The organism is Afipia birgiae 34632 (genome assembly GCF_000308295.2).
In the GTDB taxonomy this organism is placed as follows: domain Bacteria; phylum Pseudomonadota; class Alphaproteobacteria; order Rhizobiales; family Xanthobacteraceae; genus Afipia; species Afipia birgiae.
The window spans coordinates 567118-583772 of record NZ_HG326652.1 but is presented as its reverse complement, the minus strand read 5'-3'; the positions used below and the strand labels follow the sequence as shown (position 1 = coordinate 583772).

The following is a 16655-nucleotide window of genomic DNA, read 5'->3' as shown; positions in this document are numbered from 1 at the left end:
CCGGCCTGAAGGCCGGGCATGAAATCTTGACTACTCGGCCGCCTCGGACGTGGTCGTCGGACCCAGCTTGGAATTGTGCAGGTCGACGTTAAGGCCGAGCGAGCGCATTTCCTTGACCAGCACGTTGAACGATTCCGGAATACCGGCTTCGAACGTGTCGTCGCCGCGCACGATAGCCTCGTACACCTTGGTACGGCCGGCCACGTCGTCCGACTTCACGGTCAGCATTTCCTGGAGCGTGTACGCCGCGCCGTAAGCCTCGAGCGCCCACACTTCCATTTCGCCGAAACGCTGTCCGCCGAACTGCGCCTTGCCGCCCAGCGGCTGCTGGGTGACGAGCGAGTAAGGACCGATCGAACGCGCGTGGATCTTGTCGTCCACGAGGTGGTGCAGCTTGAGCATATAGATGTAGCCCACCGTCACGTTACGATCGAACTGGTCACCCGTTCGTCCGTCATAGACCGTCGACTGACCCGACTTGTTCATGCCGGCCAGTTCGAGCATCTGCTCGATGTCGGCCTCCTTGGCGCCGTCGAACACCGGAGTCGCGATCGGAACGCCAGCGCGCAGGTTGCGGCCAAGCTCCATCAACTCGGTATCGTTCAGCGTCTTGATGACCTCATCGTCGCCGTAGACCTTCTTCAAAGTCTCCTTGAGCGGCTTGATGTCCGACTTGCCGTGACCGTAGTAGGCATCGACCGCCTGCCCGATCCGCTTGCCGAGGCCCGCACAGGCCCAGCCGAGATGCGTTTCGAGAATCTGGCCGACGTTCATGCGCGAAGGCACGCCGAGCGGATTGAGCACGATGTCCGCATGCGTTCCGTCTTCAAGGAACGGCATGTCTTCGATCGGCACGATCTTCGACACCACGCCCTTGTTGCCGTGACGTCCAGCCATCTTGTCGCCCGGCTGAATCTTGCGCTTCACCGCAACGAAGACCTTGACCATCTTCATCACGCCCGGAGGCAATTCGTCGCCGCGCTGCAGCTTCTCGACCTTGTCGAGGAAGCGCTGTTCAAGGCCCTTCTTCGATTCGTCGTACTGCTTCCGCATGGCTTCGATTTCAGCCATCAGCTTGTCGTTCGGCGACGCGAACTGCCACCACTGCGACTTCGGATATTCCTCGAGCACCGCACGGGTGATCTTGGTGTCCTTCTTGAAGCCCTTCGGGCCAGCAATGCCCTGACGGTTTTCAAGCAGCTCAGCGAGACGGCCGTAGACGTTACGGTCGAGAATGGCCTGTTCGTCGTCGCGGTCCTTGGCGAGACGCTCGATCTCTTCCCGCTCGATCGCCAGAGCGCGTTCGTCCTTGTCGACGCCGTGACGGTTGAACACGCGGACTTCCACGATCGTGCCCTGCACGCCCGGAGGCACGCGCAGCGAGGTGTCGCGAACGTCGGACGCCTTCTCACCGAAGATGGCGCGCAGGAGCTTTTCTTCCGGCGTCATCGGGCTTTCGCCCTTCGGGGTGATCTTGCCGCACAGGATGTCGCCGGCGCGGACTTCCGCGCCGATGTACACGATGCCGGCTTCGTCGAGGTTCTTCAGCGCTTCTTCCGAAACGTTCGGAATGTCGCGCGTAATTTCCTCAGGTCCGAGCTTGGTGTCACGGGCCATGACTTCGAATTCCTCGATGTGGATCGAGGTAAAGACGTCGTCCTTCACGATCCGCTCGGAAAGCAGGATCGAGTCTTCGAAGTTGTAGCCATTCCACGGCATGAACGCGACGAGCACGTTGCGGCCGAGCGCGAGTTCGCCGAGATCGGTCGACGGACCGTCAGCGATGATGTCGCCCTTCTTGACCTGATCGCCCACCTTCACCAGCGGACGCTGGTTGATGCAGGTCGACTGGTTCGAGCGCTGGTACTTCATCAGGCGGTAGATATCGACGCCCGACTTGGTCGGATCGAGATCTTCCGTCGCGCGGATAACAATACGCGTCGCGTCAATCTGGTCGATTACGCCGGTGCGGCGGGCTGCGATCGCAGCGCCCGAGTCGCGCGCCACGACGCCTTCCATGCCGGTGCCGACGAACGGAGCTTCGGCGCGCACCAGAGGCACGGCCTGACGCTGCATGTTCGAGCCCATCAGCGCGCGGTTGGCGTCGTCGTTCTCAAGGAACGGGATCAGCGCCGCGGCAACCGAAACGAGCTGCTTCGGCGACACGTCCATGTAGTCGACCTTGTCCGGCGTGATCTGCAGAACTTCGCCGGCGTGGCGGCAGATCACCAGATCGTCGGTGAAGCGGCCCTTGTTATCGAGCGGCACGTTCGCCTGAGCGACGCGGTAGCGGCCCTCTTCCATCGCGGAGAGATAGACCACGTCGTCGGTCACGCGGCCATCCTTCACCTTGCGGTAAGGCGTTTCCACGAAGCCGTACTTGTTCACGCGCGCGAAAGTCGCGAGCGAGTTGATCAGACCGATGTTCGGGCCTTCCGGCGTCTCGATCGGGCAGATGCGGCCGTAGTGCGTCGGATGCACGTCGCGGACTTCGAAGCCCGCGCGTTCGCGCGTCAGACCGCCCGGTCCAAGCGCCGAGAGGCGGCGCTTGTGGGTGATTTCCGACAGCGGATTGGTCTGGTCCATGAACTGCGACAGCTGCGACGAGCCAAAGAACTCGCGCACGGCGGCGGCGGCAGGTTTTGCGTTGATCAGGTCCTGCGGCATGACGGTGTCGATATCGACCGACGACATGCGCTCCTTAATCGCGCGCTCCATGCGCAACAGACCGATGCGGTACTGATTCTCCATCAACTCGCCGACCGAACGCACACGGCGGTTGCCGAGGTGGTCGATGTCGTCGATTTCGCCCTTGCCGTCGCGCAGATCAACCAGCGTCTTGATAACGGCCAGAATGTCTTCCTTGCGCAGCGTGCGCATGGTGTCCGGCGCGTCGAGCTCGAGACGCATGTTCATCTTCACGCGGCCGACGGCCGAAAGGTCGTAGCGCTCCGAGTCGAAGAACAGCGACTGGAACATGGCCTGCGCGGAGTCGATCGTCGGCGGTTCACCCGGACGCATCACGCGATAGATGTCGAACAGCGCGTCTTCACGCGTCATGTTCTTGTCAGCGTTCAGCGTGTTGCGGATGTAGGGACCGATGTTGACGTGGTCGATGTCGAGCAGCGGCAGTTCCTTGTAGCCCTGCTCGTTCAGCGCCTTCAGCAGCTTCTCGGTGATTTCCTCTCCGGCCTCGGCGTGGATTTCGCCGGTCTTCGGGTTCACGAGATCTTCCGCGAGATAGTTGCCTACGAGTTCATCGTCGGAGAAACGCAGCGCCTTGAGGCCCTTTTCCTGGAGCTGGCGCGCGGTGCGCACGGTCAGCTTCTTGCCGGCTTCGAGCACAACCTTGCCGCTGTCGGCGTCGATCAGATCGTTGATCGTCGAATAGCCGCGGAAACGGTCGGCGACGAACGGTACGCGCCAGCCTTCCTTGATCCGCTTGTACTGGATCTTCTTGTAGAACGTGGACAGGATTTCTTCGCCGTCGAGACCGAGAGCGAACATCAGCGACGTCACCGGAATCTTGCGGCGCCGGTCGATACGGGCGAACACGATGTCCTTGGCGTCGAACTCGATGTCGAGCCACGAACCGCGATACGGAATCACGCGCGCGGCAAACAGCAGCTTGCCCGACGAATGGGTCTTGCCCTTGTCGTGATCGAAGAACACGCCCGGCGAACGGTGCATCTGCGAGACGATAACACGCTCGGTGCCGTTGACCACGAAGGTGCCGTTCATCGTCATGAGCGGAATGTCGCCCATGTAGACGTCCTGCTCCTTGATGTCCTTGACGGACTTGGCGCCGGTTTCTTCGTCGATATCGAACACGATGAGGCGCAGCGTCACCTTCAGCGGCGCAGCGAACGTCATGCCGCGCTGGCGGCACTCGTCGACGTCATACTTCGGCTGTTCGAATTCGTAGCGGACGAACTCGAGCTGCGAGGTGCCCGAGAAATCGTTGATCGGGAACACCGAGCGGAACACCGCCTGCAAGCCTTCGTCCAGCCGCCCGCCGGTGGGTTCATCGACCATCAGGAACTGGTCGTACGATGCCTTCTGAACCTCGATGAGGTTCGGCATCTCGGCAACTTCCTTGATGTGTCCGAAAAACTTACGAACGCGTTTGCGACCGGTAAAAGTTTGCTGCGACTGCGCCATCGTGGCCTCTCATTTCGCCGCCCTTGACTGGCGGCATCTTCCGGAGTGCGATGGGCACCGCCCCCGGGTTGAATTTCAAATTGCCCAAACAACCTGCCTGGGCCTCGCGGCATCCGAGCTTCTGGCGGCGGGCTTTTCCCGATCCGAATCTCAAGACGCAAAATGACGCGCGGGGCGCTGGTGGCGCCCTGCCCGTCAAACAAATCCTACGGCTTGTTAAAGCCCGAAATATCTCGTCTCCCGACGTCCCGCCTTGAACTCGTTCCGGGTTTCAAAGGGCGATCCGTCCTTTCGTGCCTCCGCCTATGTAGGCGGCAATCGCGGCGATTCGAGGGGTTCAATCATCGAACCGTCACACATTAAAGTGTCCGGCCGGCCCCGAAGGACCGGCCAAGACGTATCGGCTTACTTGAGTTCGACCTTGGCGCCAGCCTTCTCGAGCTGAGCCTTGATCTTCTCGGCTTCGTCCTTGGCAACGCCGTCCTTGACGGGCTTCGGCGCGCCTTCGACGAGGTCCTTGGCTTCCTTGAGGCCCAGGCCGGTGATGGCGCGGACTTCCTTGATGACTTCGATCTTCTTGTCGCCAGCCGAAGCGAGAACGACGGTGAAGTCGGTCTTTTCTTCAGCAGCAGCAGCGCCACCGCCGCCAGCGGCAGGAGCAGCAACCGCAACAGCGGCAGCAGCCGAAACGCCCCACTTCTCTTCGAGAAGCTTCGCGAGTTCGGCAGCCTCGAGAACCGTGAGGCTCGAGAGGTCGTCCACGATCTTTTGCAAATCAGCCATTTTAACTTTCCTTCAGCGTATCAGTTCGAACCAGTTGAGATGGAGAATGGCGTCACGCCGCTTCACCCTTAGAGGCATAAGCCTGAACCACGCGGGCCAGCTTCGCAGCAGGCGCGGTGGAGAGCTGAGCGATCTTGGTCGCCGGCGCCACAAGGAGGCCGAGGATCTTCGCGCGCAGTTCATCAAGCGACGGCAGCGAGGCAAGCGCCTTCACAGCGTCGGGATTCAGGACAGTTGTTCCCATCGCGCCACCAAGGATGACGAACTTTTCGTTCGCCTTGGCGAATTCGATGGCAACTTTCGGTGCTGCTACCGGATCGTTTGAAGTCGCGATCACGGTCGGCCCCTTCAACAGGGAACCGATGGAAACAACATCCGTGCCTTCCAGAGCAATTTTGGCGAGACGGTTCTTCGAGACCTTCACCGAGGCGCCAGCCTGCTTCATCTGCGTCCGCAGAGTCTGCATCTGAGCAACGGTCAGGCCGGAATAATGAGCAACGACCGCAACGCCCGTGGTCTTGAAGACCCCGTTCAGCGTTTCGACCGCCTCTTTTTTTGCCGCTCGTTCCACAGCAAGCTCTTTCCGGTTGGCGGTCCGCTTGAGACAGAACCGCCGGGTTGCACCGATCGTCCTGCCCGCTAGCCTCGAGACATTCATCTCTCAACACGTCGGGCACGACGACATTTCGGAAGCCTGCCCTCTCGCCCTGGCCTGCCTTGCGGCTCACCGGAACGAGGTGTCGAGGTTCGAACCAAATCCGCAGCCACCGCCGAATCGGGGGTGGGTCACGAAATCCGGTTTTCACCCGTCTGTGCAGGAGATTAAGCGAAGCCGTTTCCACGAGGGATCAGGCCAGGCACCTGCAGTCTTGGACAGGATGGAGCTTTCTCCGGCTTTGACACCTGAGACAGCCCCGGCTCATTTTCGTCAGTCAAAACAACGGCTTTCCGTTCCTGTGAGCAATCCATGCGGAATGATCGACGAGGAATGGACTCCTATTGGTTTGATTTTCGGAAAGCGAGCACGGACGCGCCAGCGACAGCCAGCACGCCCGGAAACGAATGTTTAACGGGTCAGGTTCGCGTTGCCAAGGGGATTCTGAGTTCCCAAAGCATTTTCCGGGCCAGAAGCCGCGCACTTGCGCCCAGCAGCAAAGCTGTCCGAAGCATAACGAACTGGGGTTCTAAGTTCAACCTCTTGTATTCGCTATGATTTTCGGACAAGCAGCCCCGGCTGCGGTCCATGCCTTGATCAGGTCGCCGAACTCCTTCTGGCTTCCGGTGCCGGAGTCCGGTTGGCGCCCGGCGACCAGGCCCAGCCCACCAGACTGTCCTCGGCCATATACTTCACAAGCGCGGCCATGTCCCTGCCGTCGTTGCGCTTCGGATCTTTGATCTGCTCGCAGATCTGGCCGAGCGATTTGCCCTGCCACGCCATCTCCCGCGGCGCGAGATGCCACTGCGGATGACCCGGCACGCCGGCGGGATCGAAGTTCGCTTCGTGGTGACAGGTGCTGCAGGCGAGACCGCCCGCTACCCCCATGCCGCCCTCACCCCGCACCACCAGCGGCTGATGCGGAGTCATCTTGTTGGTCTGCGTCGGGCGCTCCGTCGCAGGGTGACAGTTCATGCAGCGCGGCGACATGATCACCTTGCCGGCCTCCTCGAACAGTGCGACAGCGCGCTCGTTCTTGTTCTTGATGTCGTCGAAGGCCGACACCGGCTTCAGCTTGAGCGTCGCAGCGATGAATATTTTTGTCAGCGCGCGGAACGAAGCCTCGCAATGCAGATGACAGTTTTATTTTTCCGGACTCACGTCACCGGATAGCGCAACGGCCTGCCCGAAAAGAAGGCATCGAGATTGGCCATTACGCAATCCTGCATGGCGATGTGAGCCTCGACAGTGTGACCGCCGATGTGCGGTGAAAGCACAACATTGGGAAACTTCGTCAGCGCATCCGGCGCGTGCGGCTCTTTCGCGTACACATCAAGGCCCGCCCCCGCGATGACATTGTTTTCGAGCGCCGAGACCAAAGCCACCTGATCGATCACCGAGCCGCGCGAAATGTTGACGATGGTGCCCTGAGGCCCGAGCTTCTTCAAAATATCTACATCGATCGCATGCTGCGTGTCAGCGCCTGCGCGCACCGCCACCATGAGAATGTCGGACCATTCGGCCAATGCGGCGAGACTGGCGTGATACGCATACGGGACGTCGTGCCTGCTGCGGCTGTGGTAAGCAACCTCGGTTTCGAACGCCGCGCAACGCGCCGCAATCTTGCGGCCGATCTCGCCCATGCCGTAGATTCCAATCTTCCGACCGGTCATGCCGAGCGGCGGACGCATGGATGGTGACGGTTTGGCGCCGGACCATCCACCGCTGCGCACGTAATCATCCGCAGGCAGCAGGCGTCGCGTCGTCGCCAGCATCAGTGTCATCGCAAGATCGGCGACCGACGCCGCGTTCGCGGCCGGACTGTTGCCGACGGCAATCTTGCGCCGCGCGGTTTCCGTAAAATCGACGCCGTCATATCCGGTGCCATAGCAGATGATCGCGCCCAGCGACGGCAGCGAGTCCAGAACCGCCGGCGGAATCGCCTGTCCGCCTGCTGTGATCATGGCGCGGATCGGCTTGAGCTGTTCGGCGAGGAAAGTCTCGATCGGCGGCCGGCCCTTGCCGTCGAGCAATTCGTAGCACTCGCCGATGCGCACCATCTGCGCTTTGGGAAACCGCGAATAGATCAGAACTTGGTGAGGCATTGTCTGTCGCTCGTGTCTCGCAGGGCGCGCCCGGCGAGTCCCCTCGGAGCGTCGCAGCGGGCTTACATCGCCCTGTGACCAGTTGTCACGTGAAAGAATGACGTTCGAAGAAGAGAGGCGAAAAGAAAGAGTTTATTCGACGCCACTGACGTTAGCGAGAAGAGCGTTTTTATGCGTCTGGAGGCACCATTGACGATCGATCTGCCGCCTGCACTGCTCATTGCGTTGCGTGCGAAGCGCATCCGCTTCGTGTCTCGCTACCTCGATAATGTGCAAGGAATTTCAAGATGAAACTCAAATCGATACTGGCACCGGCATTTGCGCTCGCCGTGAGCATCGCCGCGTTCGCCGGGCCGGCCACAGCTCAGGGCGGCGGTCCGCTGGTTACCGGCGAATGGCTCGAAAAGAACTTGAACGATCCCAAACTTCGCATCATCGAAGTCAGCGTCGAGCCAGGCCTGTACGAGCGCGGGCATATTCCTGGCGCGCAGAACGTCGTCTGGACCACCGATCTCGTCGACAAGCTGGAGCGCGACATCGCCAAGCCGGAGAGTTTTCAGGCGCTGGTGAAGAAGCTTGGTATCAACGACGATTCCACCGTCGTGCTTTACGGCGACAACAATAATTGGTTCGCCGCCTGGGGCGCGTGGGTGTTCGACGTTTATGGCGTGAAGAACGTCAAGCTGCTCGACGGCGGCCGCAAGAAGTGGGAAGCCGACAAGCGCCCCTACGACACCAAGGCAGCCTCAGTGCAGTCCGGCAACGTGAAGATTTCCGCGGCCAACACCAAGCTGCGCGCAAGACTCGCGGACGTGGTCGAAGCCTCCAAGTCCAAGAACGCGGTGATCGTCGATATCCGCTCCCCGGATGAATACAGCGGCAAGATCTTCGCGCCTCCCGGTTCGCAGGAACTGAGCGTGCGCGCGGGCCATGTGCCGGGCGCGATCAACGTGGCGTGGGGCAAGGCTGTCGCCGAGGATGGCACCTTCAAGTCGAAGGAAGATCTAAAGAAGCTTTATGCGGAAGCCGGTATCGACGGCTCCAAGCCAATCATCACCTACTGCCGGATCGGCGAGCGCTCCAGCCACACCTGGTTCCTGCTCACCAAGATCCTTGGCTATGACGTGAAGAACTACGACGGCTCGTGGACCGAATACGGCAACTCGGTCGGCCTGCCGGTCGTCAACACCGCAGGGACCGTCTGGGGCGTGAAGTGACGCAACACGATGTCATCCCGGAGGCGCGTCTGTCGTCTCCGGGAGAACAGTTGAAGACGCCGGGCATCGATCCGGCGTCTTTGCCGTTTCAATGGCAGCGTCCGCATATCGCCGTTGCCGGTGCCGTTCTCGTCGCGCTGGCTGTGGGTGCGTACGTGCTGCACGGTCAGGGCCATGCTGCGCCGGCGCTGTCGCTGGTGTTCGGCGCAGTGTTCGGCGTCGTGCTGCAACGTTCGCGCTTTTGCTTTTTCTGCATGTTCCGCGAGTGGTACGACGACGGCGATCCGCGAGGTCTCTTCGGGTTGCTGGTCGCGCTGGCCACGGGCATCGTCGGCTACACGCTGATTTTCGGCGCGTGGTTGCCGGATGCCACGACAGGACGGTTGCCGCCTGACGCATTCATCGGTCCCGTGAGTGTCGCTCTCATCGCCGCCGGTCTGGCTTTCGGAGCAGGCATGGCTCTCTCCGGATCATGCGTGAGCGCGCATCTGTATCGGCTCGGCGAAGGATCGCCGACTGCACCCTTTGCACTTCTCGGAACCGTCGGCGGCTTCATGCTCGGCTTTGCGACATGGAATGATATCTATCTGTCCACGATTTCTGGTGCGCCCGTGATATGGTTGCCGCGATGGCTCGGCTATGCCGGCGCCCTTCTCGCAGCAATCGCACTGCTAACACTCATCGCATGGGCTCTGTCGCGAACATCGCGGCCAATAGATTCACCTTCCACTCCCGCGCGCGATCTGCCGGAAGCACTTTTGACGAAGCGCTGGCCCGCATGGATCGGTGGAGCGATCATCGGAATGCTCGGCACCTTTGCTTACTTCCGCGTAGCGCCGCTAGGCGTCACCGCCGAGATCGGCAACCGCGCGCGGCAGGCGGCCTCAACTCTCGGCGTCGCGCCCTCGCGCCTCGAAGGACTCGATACACTGCGAGGATGCATCAGCGTGGTTGGAGACGTGCTGCTGTCACGCAACGGCGCATTTGTCCTGGCTCTTGTTGCAGCATCTTTTGCAGCCGCCTTGGCCGCGGGACAGTTCACGCCGGCGTGGCCAAGCCGTGGGCAGATCGTGCGCGGTCTCATCGGCGGCCTCATGCTGGGCTGGGGCGCCATGACCGGCCTGGGATGTACCGTGGGAACGCTTCTGTCAGGCATCATGGCCGGAGCGCTGTCCGGCTGGGTGTTCGCGGCAGTAGTCTTCGCCGGGATCGCGATCACCCTGTCCGTCGGACGGCGCGCAGGTCTCCTCCCCCGGCCATCGTGAAAAGAAAAAGGCGGAGCAGCTCTACGCTGCTCCGCCTTCAAATCATTCAAGCCGTTGCCGATCAGGAATTGAGGCTGCCCGGCTCGACCTTGACGCCCGGACCCATCGTCGACGAGACGGCGATGCGCTGAACGTAAGTGCCCTTGGAACCCGCAGGCTTCGCCTTCACGACAGCGTCGGCCAGCGCCTTGATGTTCTCAACGAGCTTCTCTTCCGAGAACGAGGCCTTGCCGATGCCAGCCTGAATAATGCCGGCCTTCTCGACGCGGAACTCGACCGAGCCGCCCTTGGCGCCCTTGACCGCGTTGGCGATGTCCATGGTGACGGTGCCGATCTTCGGGTTCGGCATCATGCCGCGCGGGCCGAGTACCTTACCGAGACGACCGACCAGCGGCATCATGTCAGGAGTTGCGATACAACGATCGAAATCGATCGCACCGCCCTGCACCTTCTCAACCAGGTCTTCAGCACCGACAACGTCAGCGCCTGCAGCCTTGGCTTCCTCAGCCTTGGCGCCACGCGCGAACACGCCGACGCGCAGCGTGCGGCCGGTGCCGTTCGGCAGGGTCACCACGCCACGGACCATCTGGTCGGCGTGACGCGGATCAACACCGAGGTTGATCGCAATCTCGATGGTTTCGTCAAACTTCGCCGAAGCGCGTTCCTTGACCATCTTAATGGCGTCAGTGATCGGGTAGAGCTTTTCGCGGTCGATCCCCTCACGGGCTTTGACCAGTTTCTTGCCAACAGCCATGATCGTTACCCCGCTACCTGGAGACCCATCGAACGGGCAGAGCCCTCGACCATCTTCATGGCCGCTTCGACGGTGTCACAGTTGAGATCCTTCATCTTCTTTTCGGCGATCTCGCGCACCTGCGCTTGGGTCACCTTGCCTGCGACATCGCGGCCCGGTGCTTTCGAGCCGGACTGGATCTTCGCCGCCTGCTTCAAGAAGTAGGACATCGGCGGGGTCTTCATTTCAAACGTGAACGACCGGTCCGCATAAATGGTGATGACCACCGGGATCGGGGTGTTCTTTTCTTCCTTCTGCGTCTGCGCGTTGAACGCCTTGCAGAATTCCATGATGTTGAGGCCGCGCTGACCAAGCGCGGGACCGATCGGTGGCGACGGGTTCGCCGCACCGGCCGGCACCTGAAGCTTCAGGTATCCGGTCACTTTCTTAGCCATACTTTACTCCTTCAAACGATCCGGACCATTCCGGACCTTCTTAGGACCGTGGTGCGGTCCGACAGGCGGCTGGCGACCGGCTGTCTCCTCCCACGGCATTCTCACCGCCGTCACATCGTGACGGCGAAAACGATCAGACCTTCTCGACCTGACCGAATTCCAGTTCGACCGGCGTCGCACGCCCGAAGATCGACACCGCGACCTTCACGCGCGAACGCGCCTCGTCGATTTCCTCGACCACACCAGAGAACGACGCGAACGGGCCATCGGCCACGCGCACGTTCTCGCCGATCTCGAACGACACCGACGCCTTCGGCCGCTCCACGCCTTCCTGCACCTGATGCAGGATGCGCATGGCTTCGGCTTCCGAAATCGGCATCGGCTTGTTTTCCGCGCCGAGGAAGCCCGTCACCTTGGGCGTGTTCTTGATAAGGTGAAAGGCCTCGTCGGTGAGGTTCATCTTCACCAGCACGTAACCCGGGAAGAACTTGCGCTCTGCGTCGATCTTGCGGCCGCGGCGCACTTCCGTGACTTTCTCGGTCGGCACCAGCACCTGCTCGAACAGATCTTCCAGTCCACGCTGCTTGGCCTGCTCGCGAATGGATTCGGAGACCTTCTTCTCGAAGTTCGAATAGGCGTGAACGATGTACCAGCGCATGCTCATTGTTTCGGTTCCGCGCTCAGGCCTGAATGCCAAGAATGAAAGTGATCAGGACGCGAATGATCTGGTCCGCGACGAAAAAGAAGATCGAGGACACCGCGACCATAATGAACACCATGATCGTGGTGATCATGGTCTCGCGGCGGGTCGGCCAGGTGACCTTGGCGGTCTCCGAGCGCACTTCCTGCAGGAATTTGAACGGGCTGAAAGCCATCGTCGGGGTCCGCATCCGTAGTGCCGGGAACGTCGTTTCCAGGCGTGATTTCAGTTATTTCCGGAATCCGGACAGCCCTCTCGTGCGCCCAACCCTCTTTAGAAGGATGAGCCGCCAAGCGGGCTCGATTGTCCGGGGATTTCAATGCCGCGCCGGATATCCGTCAAAACGGGCCGACAGCAGGTGCCGTTATCTACTGTGGGACGGGCTTCAGGTCAAGGTACGGATATTGGGCCAGAAACTGGCAGGAGCGGCAGGGCTCGAACCTGCGACCCTCGGTTTTGGAGACCGATGCTCTACCAACTGAGCTACGCTCCTACAGAGTCGCCTCTATAGCGAACCATTTTCGCGACGTCCACGCCCCCTTCTCGTGAATTTAGCCTGTGAAGGAACCCGGCCTGTGGCAATTGCCGCCATCCGGCCCGCCGCGTACATTCAAGAAAAGCTCAACCGGTGGGGAAACAAACGGTTTGCCGCTTCGCAATGCCATACGCCGCATGTCACTCACCCACCGGCTGCTGGCGCTCACCCTCGTTGCGTCCCTGCCCGGTCTCGCTGCGGTCAGTTATGGCGCGTTTGACCTGCGCAACACCCGTTATGGCGAAGCCCGGTCCGAGGCCTTGCGTAATGCACAGGTGGTCGTTTCCGAAATCGAGCAGATTTTCGACGGTATCCGCGGCGCGCTCCGCGCCGTTGCCGAGTCGGATGAAGTCAGCCGGCTCAACAGCACCGCATGCACCGACTACATCGTCCGTGTGCGCCCCAATATCGCTCCGCTGACGTCCATCCTTGTGGTCGGGCTGGACGGCAACATCCGCTGCTTCAGCGAGCCAAGCCTCGCGTCGCCCAATCTTGCGACCCGCGAGTACTTCCGCGACGTCATGGGCGGCAAGAGCTTCGCGATCGGGACATTCACCGCCAGCAAGGTGTCCGACCGTAACATCATTCCGCTGGCGACCCCGATTCTCCGGAACGGAAAAATCGAAGGCGCGGTTGTCGCCGGTCTCGATGTTGAATGGCTGGGACAGCAGCTGAAGCAGCGCGGCGTGCCGCGTGGCGGAACCGTCCTGATCGCCGACCGCAACGGCATCGTGGTCTCACGCGAACCGGAGCCCGAGAAATTTGTCGGCAAGAAACTCGACGACAGTCTCGGCAGAATCAGCAGGTCGGCCCCCGGAAGCGAGGACATCGTCGGCGTCGACGGCGTTCAGCGTATCATCGGCTATGTCCCCGCCTCCGTGACCCCGTTTGGACTTTACGTCGCCAGCGGCATCTCGCGCAGCGAAGCGTTCGGACCGATCGATCGCGCCGTCCGCAACAGCATCGCGCTGTTCGCCCTGGGAAGCGCGGTGGCGTTCCTGCTGGCCTGGCTCGTCGGCGAGAGCATCATCCGCAGACCATTGATGCGCATGGTGGCGACGGCCGAAGCCTGGCGGCGCGGTCACGATACAGTCCGCACCGGCATCGTGGGCCGCAGCGACGAAATCGGCGTGCTCGGGCAGACCTTCGACCGGCTGATGGATGAAAACGCAATGCGGGAGGAACAGCGCGCCACTGCCGAGGAGCGCCGCGAGATTCTCGTTCACGAGCTCGCCCACCGCGTCAAGAACACCCTCGCCACCGTACAATCGATCGCGTCCTTAAGCTTTCGCCATAGTCAGGGGCCGGAAGCCCTGCGCCAGTTCCACGAACGCTTGCAGGCGCTGGTGCGCGGCCACGATCTCCTGACCCGGAAGAACTGGCAGCACGCGGATTTGTCTGAAGTCGCGGAGGCCGCGATCGCGCCGCTGCAAGAAGAACGCGGGCATCGTTTCGTGATTTCGGGACCGCCGGTGGACCTGCCGCCGACAACGGCCGTGCCAATGGCCATGATCCTGCACGAGCTTTGCACCAACGCAATGAAGTACGGCGCGCTGGCGAACGACAGCGGCCGCGTCACCATCGGCTGGACGGCGCAGCCCTCGGAAGCGGGCACCACGGTTAGTCTGATATGGAGCGAGAGTGGCGGACCGGCGATCACGCCTCCCGCGGAAGAAGGTTTCGGCACCCGGCTGATTTTGAATCTCAGCCGGCAGCTTGGCGGCGACTGCAGTTTCCGCTATCCGCCCTCAGGGCTCGTCTTTCATCTGAGCATGATTGCGCCGGTCATGGAGCCGAGGAGCTAGACGTTCGAACCGCGGCTGAAGCGCACAATCGGTCCCCCCAAAGAGGCCCGCCGACTCTCAATGTCTGCCTGACGAACAATCGCATGATGGAGAGCACGCAGACCGGCCCGCAGTACCTCCCTTAACCCCATGTTGATTCAATATTCCTAAGTTGTCGCCAACATATTTTCTGTGATGGCTCGGGATTTTTTGGAGATACGATGCGCAAGCTTTGGTCGGTTTCTGCCAGGATTATGATCGCAATTTCACTGGTGGCAGCCGCCTCCTGCGCCGGCCTCGCTGCGTTCGGCCTCTGGCGGCAAAACACAGCAGTCGATCTGGCCCTCCATCGCGAGTTGCAATCCGATTACGCGAACATGATCGGCGCCATGGAGTCCGATACACGCGCCGTGCAGGCGGTGGCGAACGCGGTGGCAAACATGCCGGAACTCAAGCCTCTGATCCGCGCACAGGACCGGGCGGGAATCATCGCACTGCTCGGAAAGACGCTGAATGACATCAAACCGCTCGGCATCGAATTGATCACAATCCAGATACCACCCGGCATCGCTCTCTCCCGGGTTCACAATCCGAAAGCCTTTGGCGACGATGTAACCGCCCGGCGCAAGATGATTGTTCAGTCGTTCGCAACGAAAAAACCGATCGGCGGTGTCGAGGCCGGCCGCGACGTTCTCAACATCTTCGGCGCAACCCCGATTCTCGACGGCGAGACCCTGCTGGGCACGGTCGATGTCGGCGCGCCCTTTGGCGAGACTTTCGTGAATTCGATGAAAGCCCGCTTTGGGGTCGATGTCGCCATCCATCAGATCAACGACGATAAGATCCAGACCTTGGCATCCACGATCAAGGGCGCAACCGCAGCGCCCGCCATTCTCAAGCGCGCGCTGGCCGGTGAATCGATCTTCCTCACCGGGATGCTCGACGGCCAGCCGACCGCAACGACCTTCGGCCCGCTCAAGAACTTCTCCGGCCAACCTGTCGCCGTGGTCGAGATCATCCGTAACACCAGGGAATATGGGGAACTCGCCTCCAACTCCGCCAAATGGCTCGCAGCAGGTGCAATTGCCGCCGTCCTGATCGCCGGCCTGATCGCCGCCTGGGTCGGTCGCGGACTGGCACGCCCGATTGTTGCGCTTGAAGGCGCGATGCGCTCGATCACCTCGGGCAAGCACGATGTCGTTGTGCCCGGCGGAGATCGCCGCGACGAAATCGGCTCGATGGCGCGCGCGGTGGAGGTGTTCAAGGACAGCCTGGTCGAAACCGACCGGCTGCGCGCGGCACAGGAAGAGCAGCGTGTCGCCTCGGAGGCCGAACGCCGCAGCACCGTGCTCGCCCTCGCGGAACGGTTCGAAACCGGCGTCGGCAGCGTCGTGAATGCAGTGGGCGCGGCATCGACGGAGTTGCGCAGCACTGCCGAAAACATGGCACGCACGGCCGAAGAAGCCACGCAACAGACTGCAACGGTCGCCGATGCTTCGGAAGAAGCATCGCAGAATGCCCAGGCCGTTGCTGCCGCGATTGAGGAACTCAACGCATCGATCAACGAAATTGCCCAGCAGGTCAATGAATCCGCGCAAGTCGCCGGTCACGCCGCCAGGCAGGCGAACAACACCAACGCGGAAGTTCAGGGATTGGCAATGGCCGCCCAGAAGATCGGCGACGTGGTGAAACTGATCAGCGAGATCGCCGAACAGACCAACCTGCTCGCGCTCAACGCAACCATTGAAGCCGCACGCGCGGGCGAGGCCGGACGGGGATTTGCCGTCGTCGCATCCGAAGTGAAGGCGCTGGCAAGCCAGACGTCGAAGGCGACCGACGAAATCTCAGCGCAGGTCGGCGCCATCCAGTCCGCCACAAAGACGTCCGCCGAGGCCATTGATGGAATTACCCACACCATCAGCAAGGTCAACGAGATCGCCAGCGCCATTGCATCCGCGGTCGAGGAGCAAGGCGCGGCCACCCGCGAGATCGCTCACAACGTCGCCCAGGCCGCGCGCGGCACTGGCGAGGTTTCGGCGAACATCGTCGGCGTCCGCGATGCGGCGCGGGAAACCGGCATAGCGGCCGATCAGGTCGTCGCATCGGCCGCCGAGTTGTCCATGAACGGCGAAACGCTGAAAGCGCAAGTTGATGCCTTCCTGCGCGAGGTGCGCGCCGCTTAATTCGGCCGCAGTTCGACGGTGACTTGAAGCCGCTCCACCCTGGTGGGGCGGCTTTTTCGTTCCATCGGCGAGGCTCTGT

Annotated in this window: 12 protein-coding genes, 1 tRNA gene and 1 pseudogene; 4 read left to right on the top strand and 10 right to left on the bottom strand. The window is 61.5% G+C overall.

What is annotated here, in order from left to right:
• Positions 1–30 precede the first annotated feature (30 nt).
• The 5 genes and pseudogenes from rpoB to BN32_RS02705 form a co-directional block, all read right to left on the bottom strand.
• Positions 31–4161: a DNA-directed RNA polymerase subunit beta gene (rpoB, locus tag BN32_RS02725; protein WP_019196571.1), complete on the bottom strand. Its 4131-nt coding sequence runs from the start codon at positions 4159–4161 to the stop codon at positions 31–33.
• Between the two features lie 405 nt (positions 4162–4566).
• Positions 4567–4944, bottom strand: coding sequence for a 50S ribosomal protein L7/L12 (gene rplL / locus BN32_RS02720; RefSeq protein ID WP_019196570.1), 378 nt, complete (start codon positions 4942–4944; stop codon positions 4567–4569).
• A gap of 52 nt (positions 4945–4996) precedes the next feature.
• Positions 4997–5515: a 50S ribosomal protein L10 gene (rplJ, locus tag BN32_RS02715; RefSeq protein ID WP_040425888.1), complete on the bottom strand. Its 519-nt coding sequence runs from the start codon at positions 5513–5515 to the stop codon at positions 4997–4999.
• 619 nt (positions 5516–6134) lie between these two features.
• Positions 6135–6679 (bottom strand): annotated as a pseudogene (locus tag BN32_RS02710) (Isoquinoline 1-oxidoreductase subunit); the annotation flags it as partial.
• Positions 6680–6756: 77 nt separating this feature from the next.
• A complete protein-coding gene (locus BN32_RS02705) occupies positions 6757–7704 on the bottom strand; it encodes a 2-hydroxyacid dehydrogenase (RefSeq protein WP_040425383.1) in 948 nt (315 codons plus the stop codon).
• 287 nt (positions 7705–7991) lie between these two features.
• Here BN32_RS02705 and BN32_RS02700 point away from each other — a divergent pair, with 287 nt between their 5' ends.
• Together BN32_RS02700 and BN32_RS02695 are read left to right on the top strand one after the other, a co-directional pair.
• Entirely contained in the window at positions 7992–8921 is a 930-nt protein-coding gene (locus BN32_RS02700) for a sulfurtransferase (RefSeq protein ID WP_019196566.1), read from the top strand.
• Entirely contained in the window at positions 8918–10186 is a 1269-nt protein-coding gene (locus BN32_RS02695) for a YeeE/YedE family protein (protein WP_244438079.1), read from the top strand. Before BN32_RS02700 ends, BN32_RS02695 begins: the two co-directional genes overlap by 4 nt.
• Before the next feature lie 61 nt (positions 10187–10247).
• On the opposite strand, the gene rplA is transcribed toward BN32_RS02695, so the two are convergent.
• The 5 genes from rplA to BN32_RS02670 all read right to left on the bottom strand — a co-directional run bounded on the left by rplA (position 10248) and on the right by BN32_RS02670 (position 12567).
• Positions 10248–10940 carry a 50S ribosomal protein L1 gene (gene rplA, locus BN32_RS02690; RefSeq protein ID WP_019196564.1) on the bottom strand — a complete coding sequence of 231 codons (693 nt, stop codon included), beginning with the start codon at positions 10938–10940 and terminating at the stop codon, positions 10248–10250.
• 5 nt (positions 10941–10945) lie between these two features.
• Positions 10946–11374, bottom strand: a complete 429-nt coding sequence (gene rplK, locus BN32_RS02685; protein WP_019196563.1) for a 50S ribosomal protein L11 — start codon at positions 11372–11374, stop codon at positions 10946–10948.
• 133 nt (positions 11375–11507) lie between these two features.
• Positions 11508–12038: a transcription termination/antitermination protein NusG gene (gene nusG / locus BN32_RS02680; RefSeq protein WP_006021087.1), complete on the bottom strand. Its 531-nt coding sequence runs from the start codon at positions 12036–12038 to the stop codon at positions 11508–11510.
• Between the two features lie 16 nt (positions 12039–12054).
• Complete coding sequence (secE, locus tag BN32_RS02675) at positions 12055–12249, bottom strand: preprotein translocase subunit SecE (protein WP_040425885.1); 195 nt, start codon at positions 12247–12249, stop codon at positions 12055–12057.
• Between the two features lie 242 nt (positions 12250–12491).
• A tRNA-Trp gene (locus BN32_RS02670) sits at positions 12492–12567 on the bottom strand.
• A 179-nt stretch (positions 12568–12746) separates the two neighbouring features.
• Between BN32_RS02670 and BN32_RS02665 the strand changes: the two genes are divergently transcribed.
• The gene (locus tag BN32_RS02665) at positions 12747–14414 is read left to right on the top strand and encodes a sensor histidine kinase (protein ID WP_040425884.1); all 1668 of its coding nucleotides are present in this window, start codon (positions 12747–12749) and stop codon (positions 14412–14414) included.
• Between the two features lie 200 nt (positions 14415–14614).
• The gene (locus BN32_RS02660; RefSeq protein ID WP_019196560.1) at positions 14615–16576 is read left to right on the top strand and encodes a methyl-accepting chemotaxis protein; all 1962 of its coding nucleotides are present in this window, start codon (positions 14615–14617) and stop codon (positions 16574–16576) included.
• The last annotated feature ends 79 nt before the right edge of the window (positions 16577–16655 follow it).

What these genes read in the sequence shown, in the direction of transcription:
- rpoB (WP_019196571.1), bottom strand. Translation starts at nt 4,161, where the DNA reads ATGGCGCAGTCGCAGCAAACTTTTACCGGTCGCAAACGCGTTCGTAAG.
- rplL (WP_019196570.1), bottom strand. Translation starts at nt 4,944, where the DNA reads ATGGCTGATTTGCAAAAGATCGTGGACGACCTCTCGAGCCTCACGGTT.
- BN32_RS02705 (WP_040425383.1), bottom strand. Translation starts at nt 7,704, where the DNA reads ATGCCTCACCAAGTTCTGATCTATTCGCGGTTTCCCAAAGCGCAGATG.
- BN32_RS02700 (WP_019196566.1), top strand. Translation starts at nt 7,992, where the DNA reads ATGAAACTCAAATCGATACTGGCACCGGCATTTGCGCTCGCCGTGAGC.
- rplA (WP_019196564.1), bottom strand. Translation starts at nt 10,940, where the DNA reads ATGGCTGTTGGCAAGAAACTGGTCAAAGCCCGTGAGGGGATCGACCGC.
- rplK (WP_019196563.1), bottom strand. Translation starts at nt 11,374, where the DNA reads ATGGCTAAGAAAGTGACCGGATACCTGAAGCTTCAGGTGCCGGCCGGT.
- nusG (WP_006021087.1), bottom strand. Translation starts at nt 12,038, where the DNA reads ATGAGCATGCGCTGGTACATCGTTCACGCCTATTCGAACTTCGAGAAG.
- secE (WP_040425885.1), bottom strand. Translation starts at nt 12,249, where the DNA reads ATGGCTTTCAGCCCGTTCAAATTCCTGCAGGAAGTGCGCTCGGAGACC.
- BN32_RS02665 (WP_040425884.1), top strand. Translation starts at nt 12,747, where the DNA reads ATGTCACTCACCCACCGGCTGCTGGCGCTCACCCTCGTTGCGTCCCTG.
- BN32_RS02660 (WP_019196560.1), top strand. Translation starts at nt 14,615, where the DNA reads ATGCGCAAGCTTTGGTCGGTTTCTGCCAGGATTATGATCGCAATTTCA.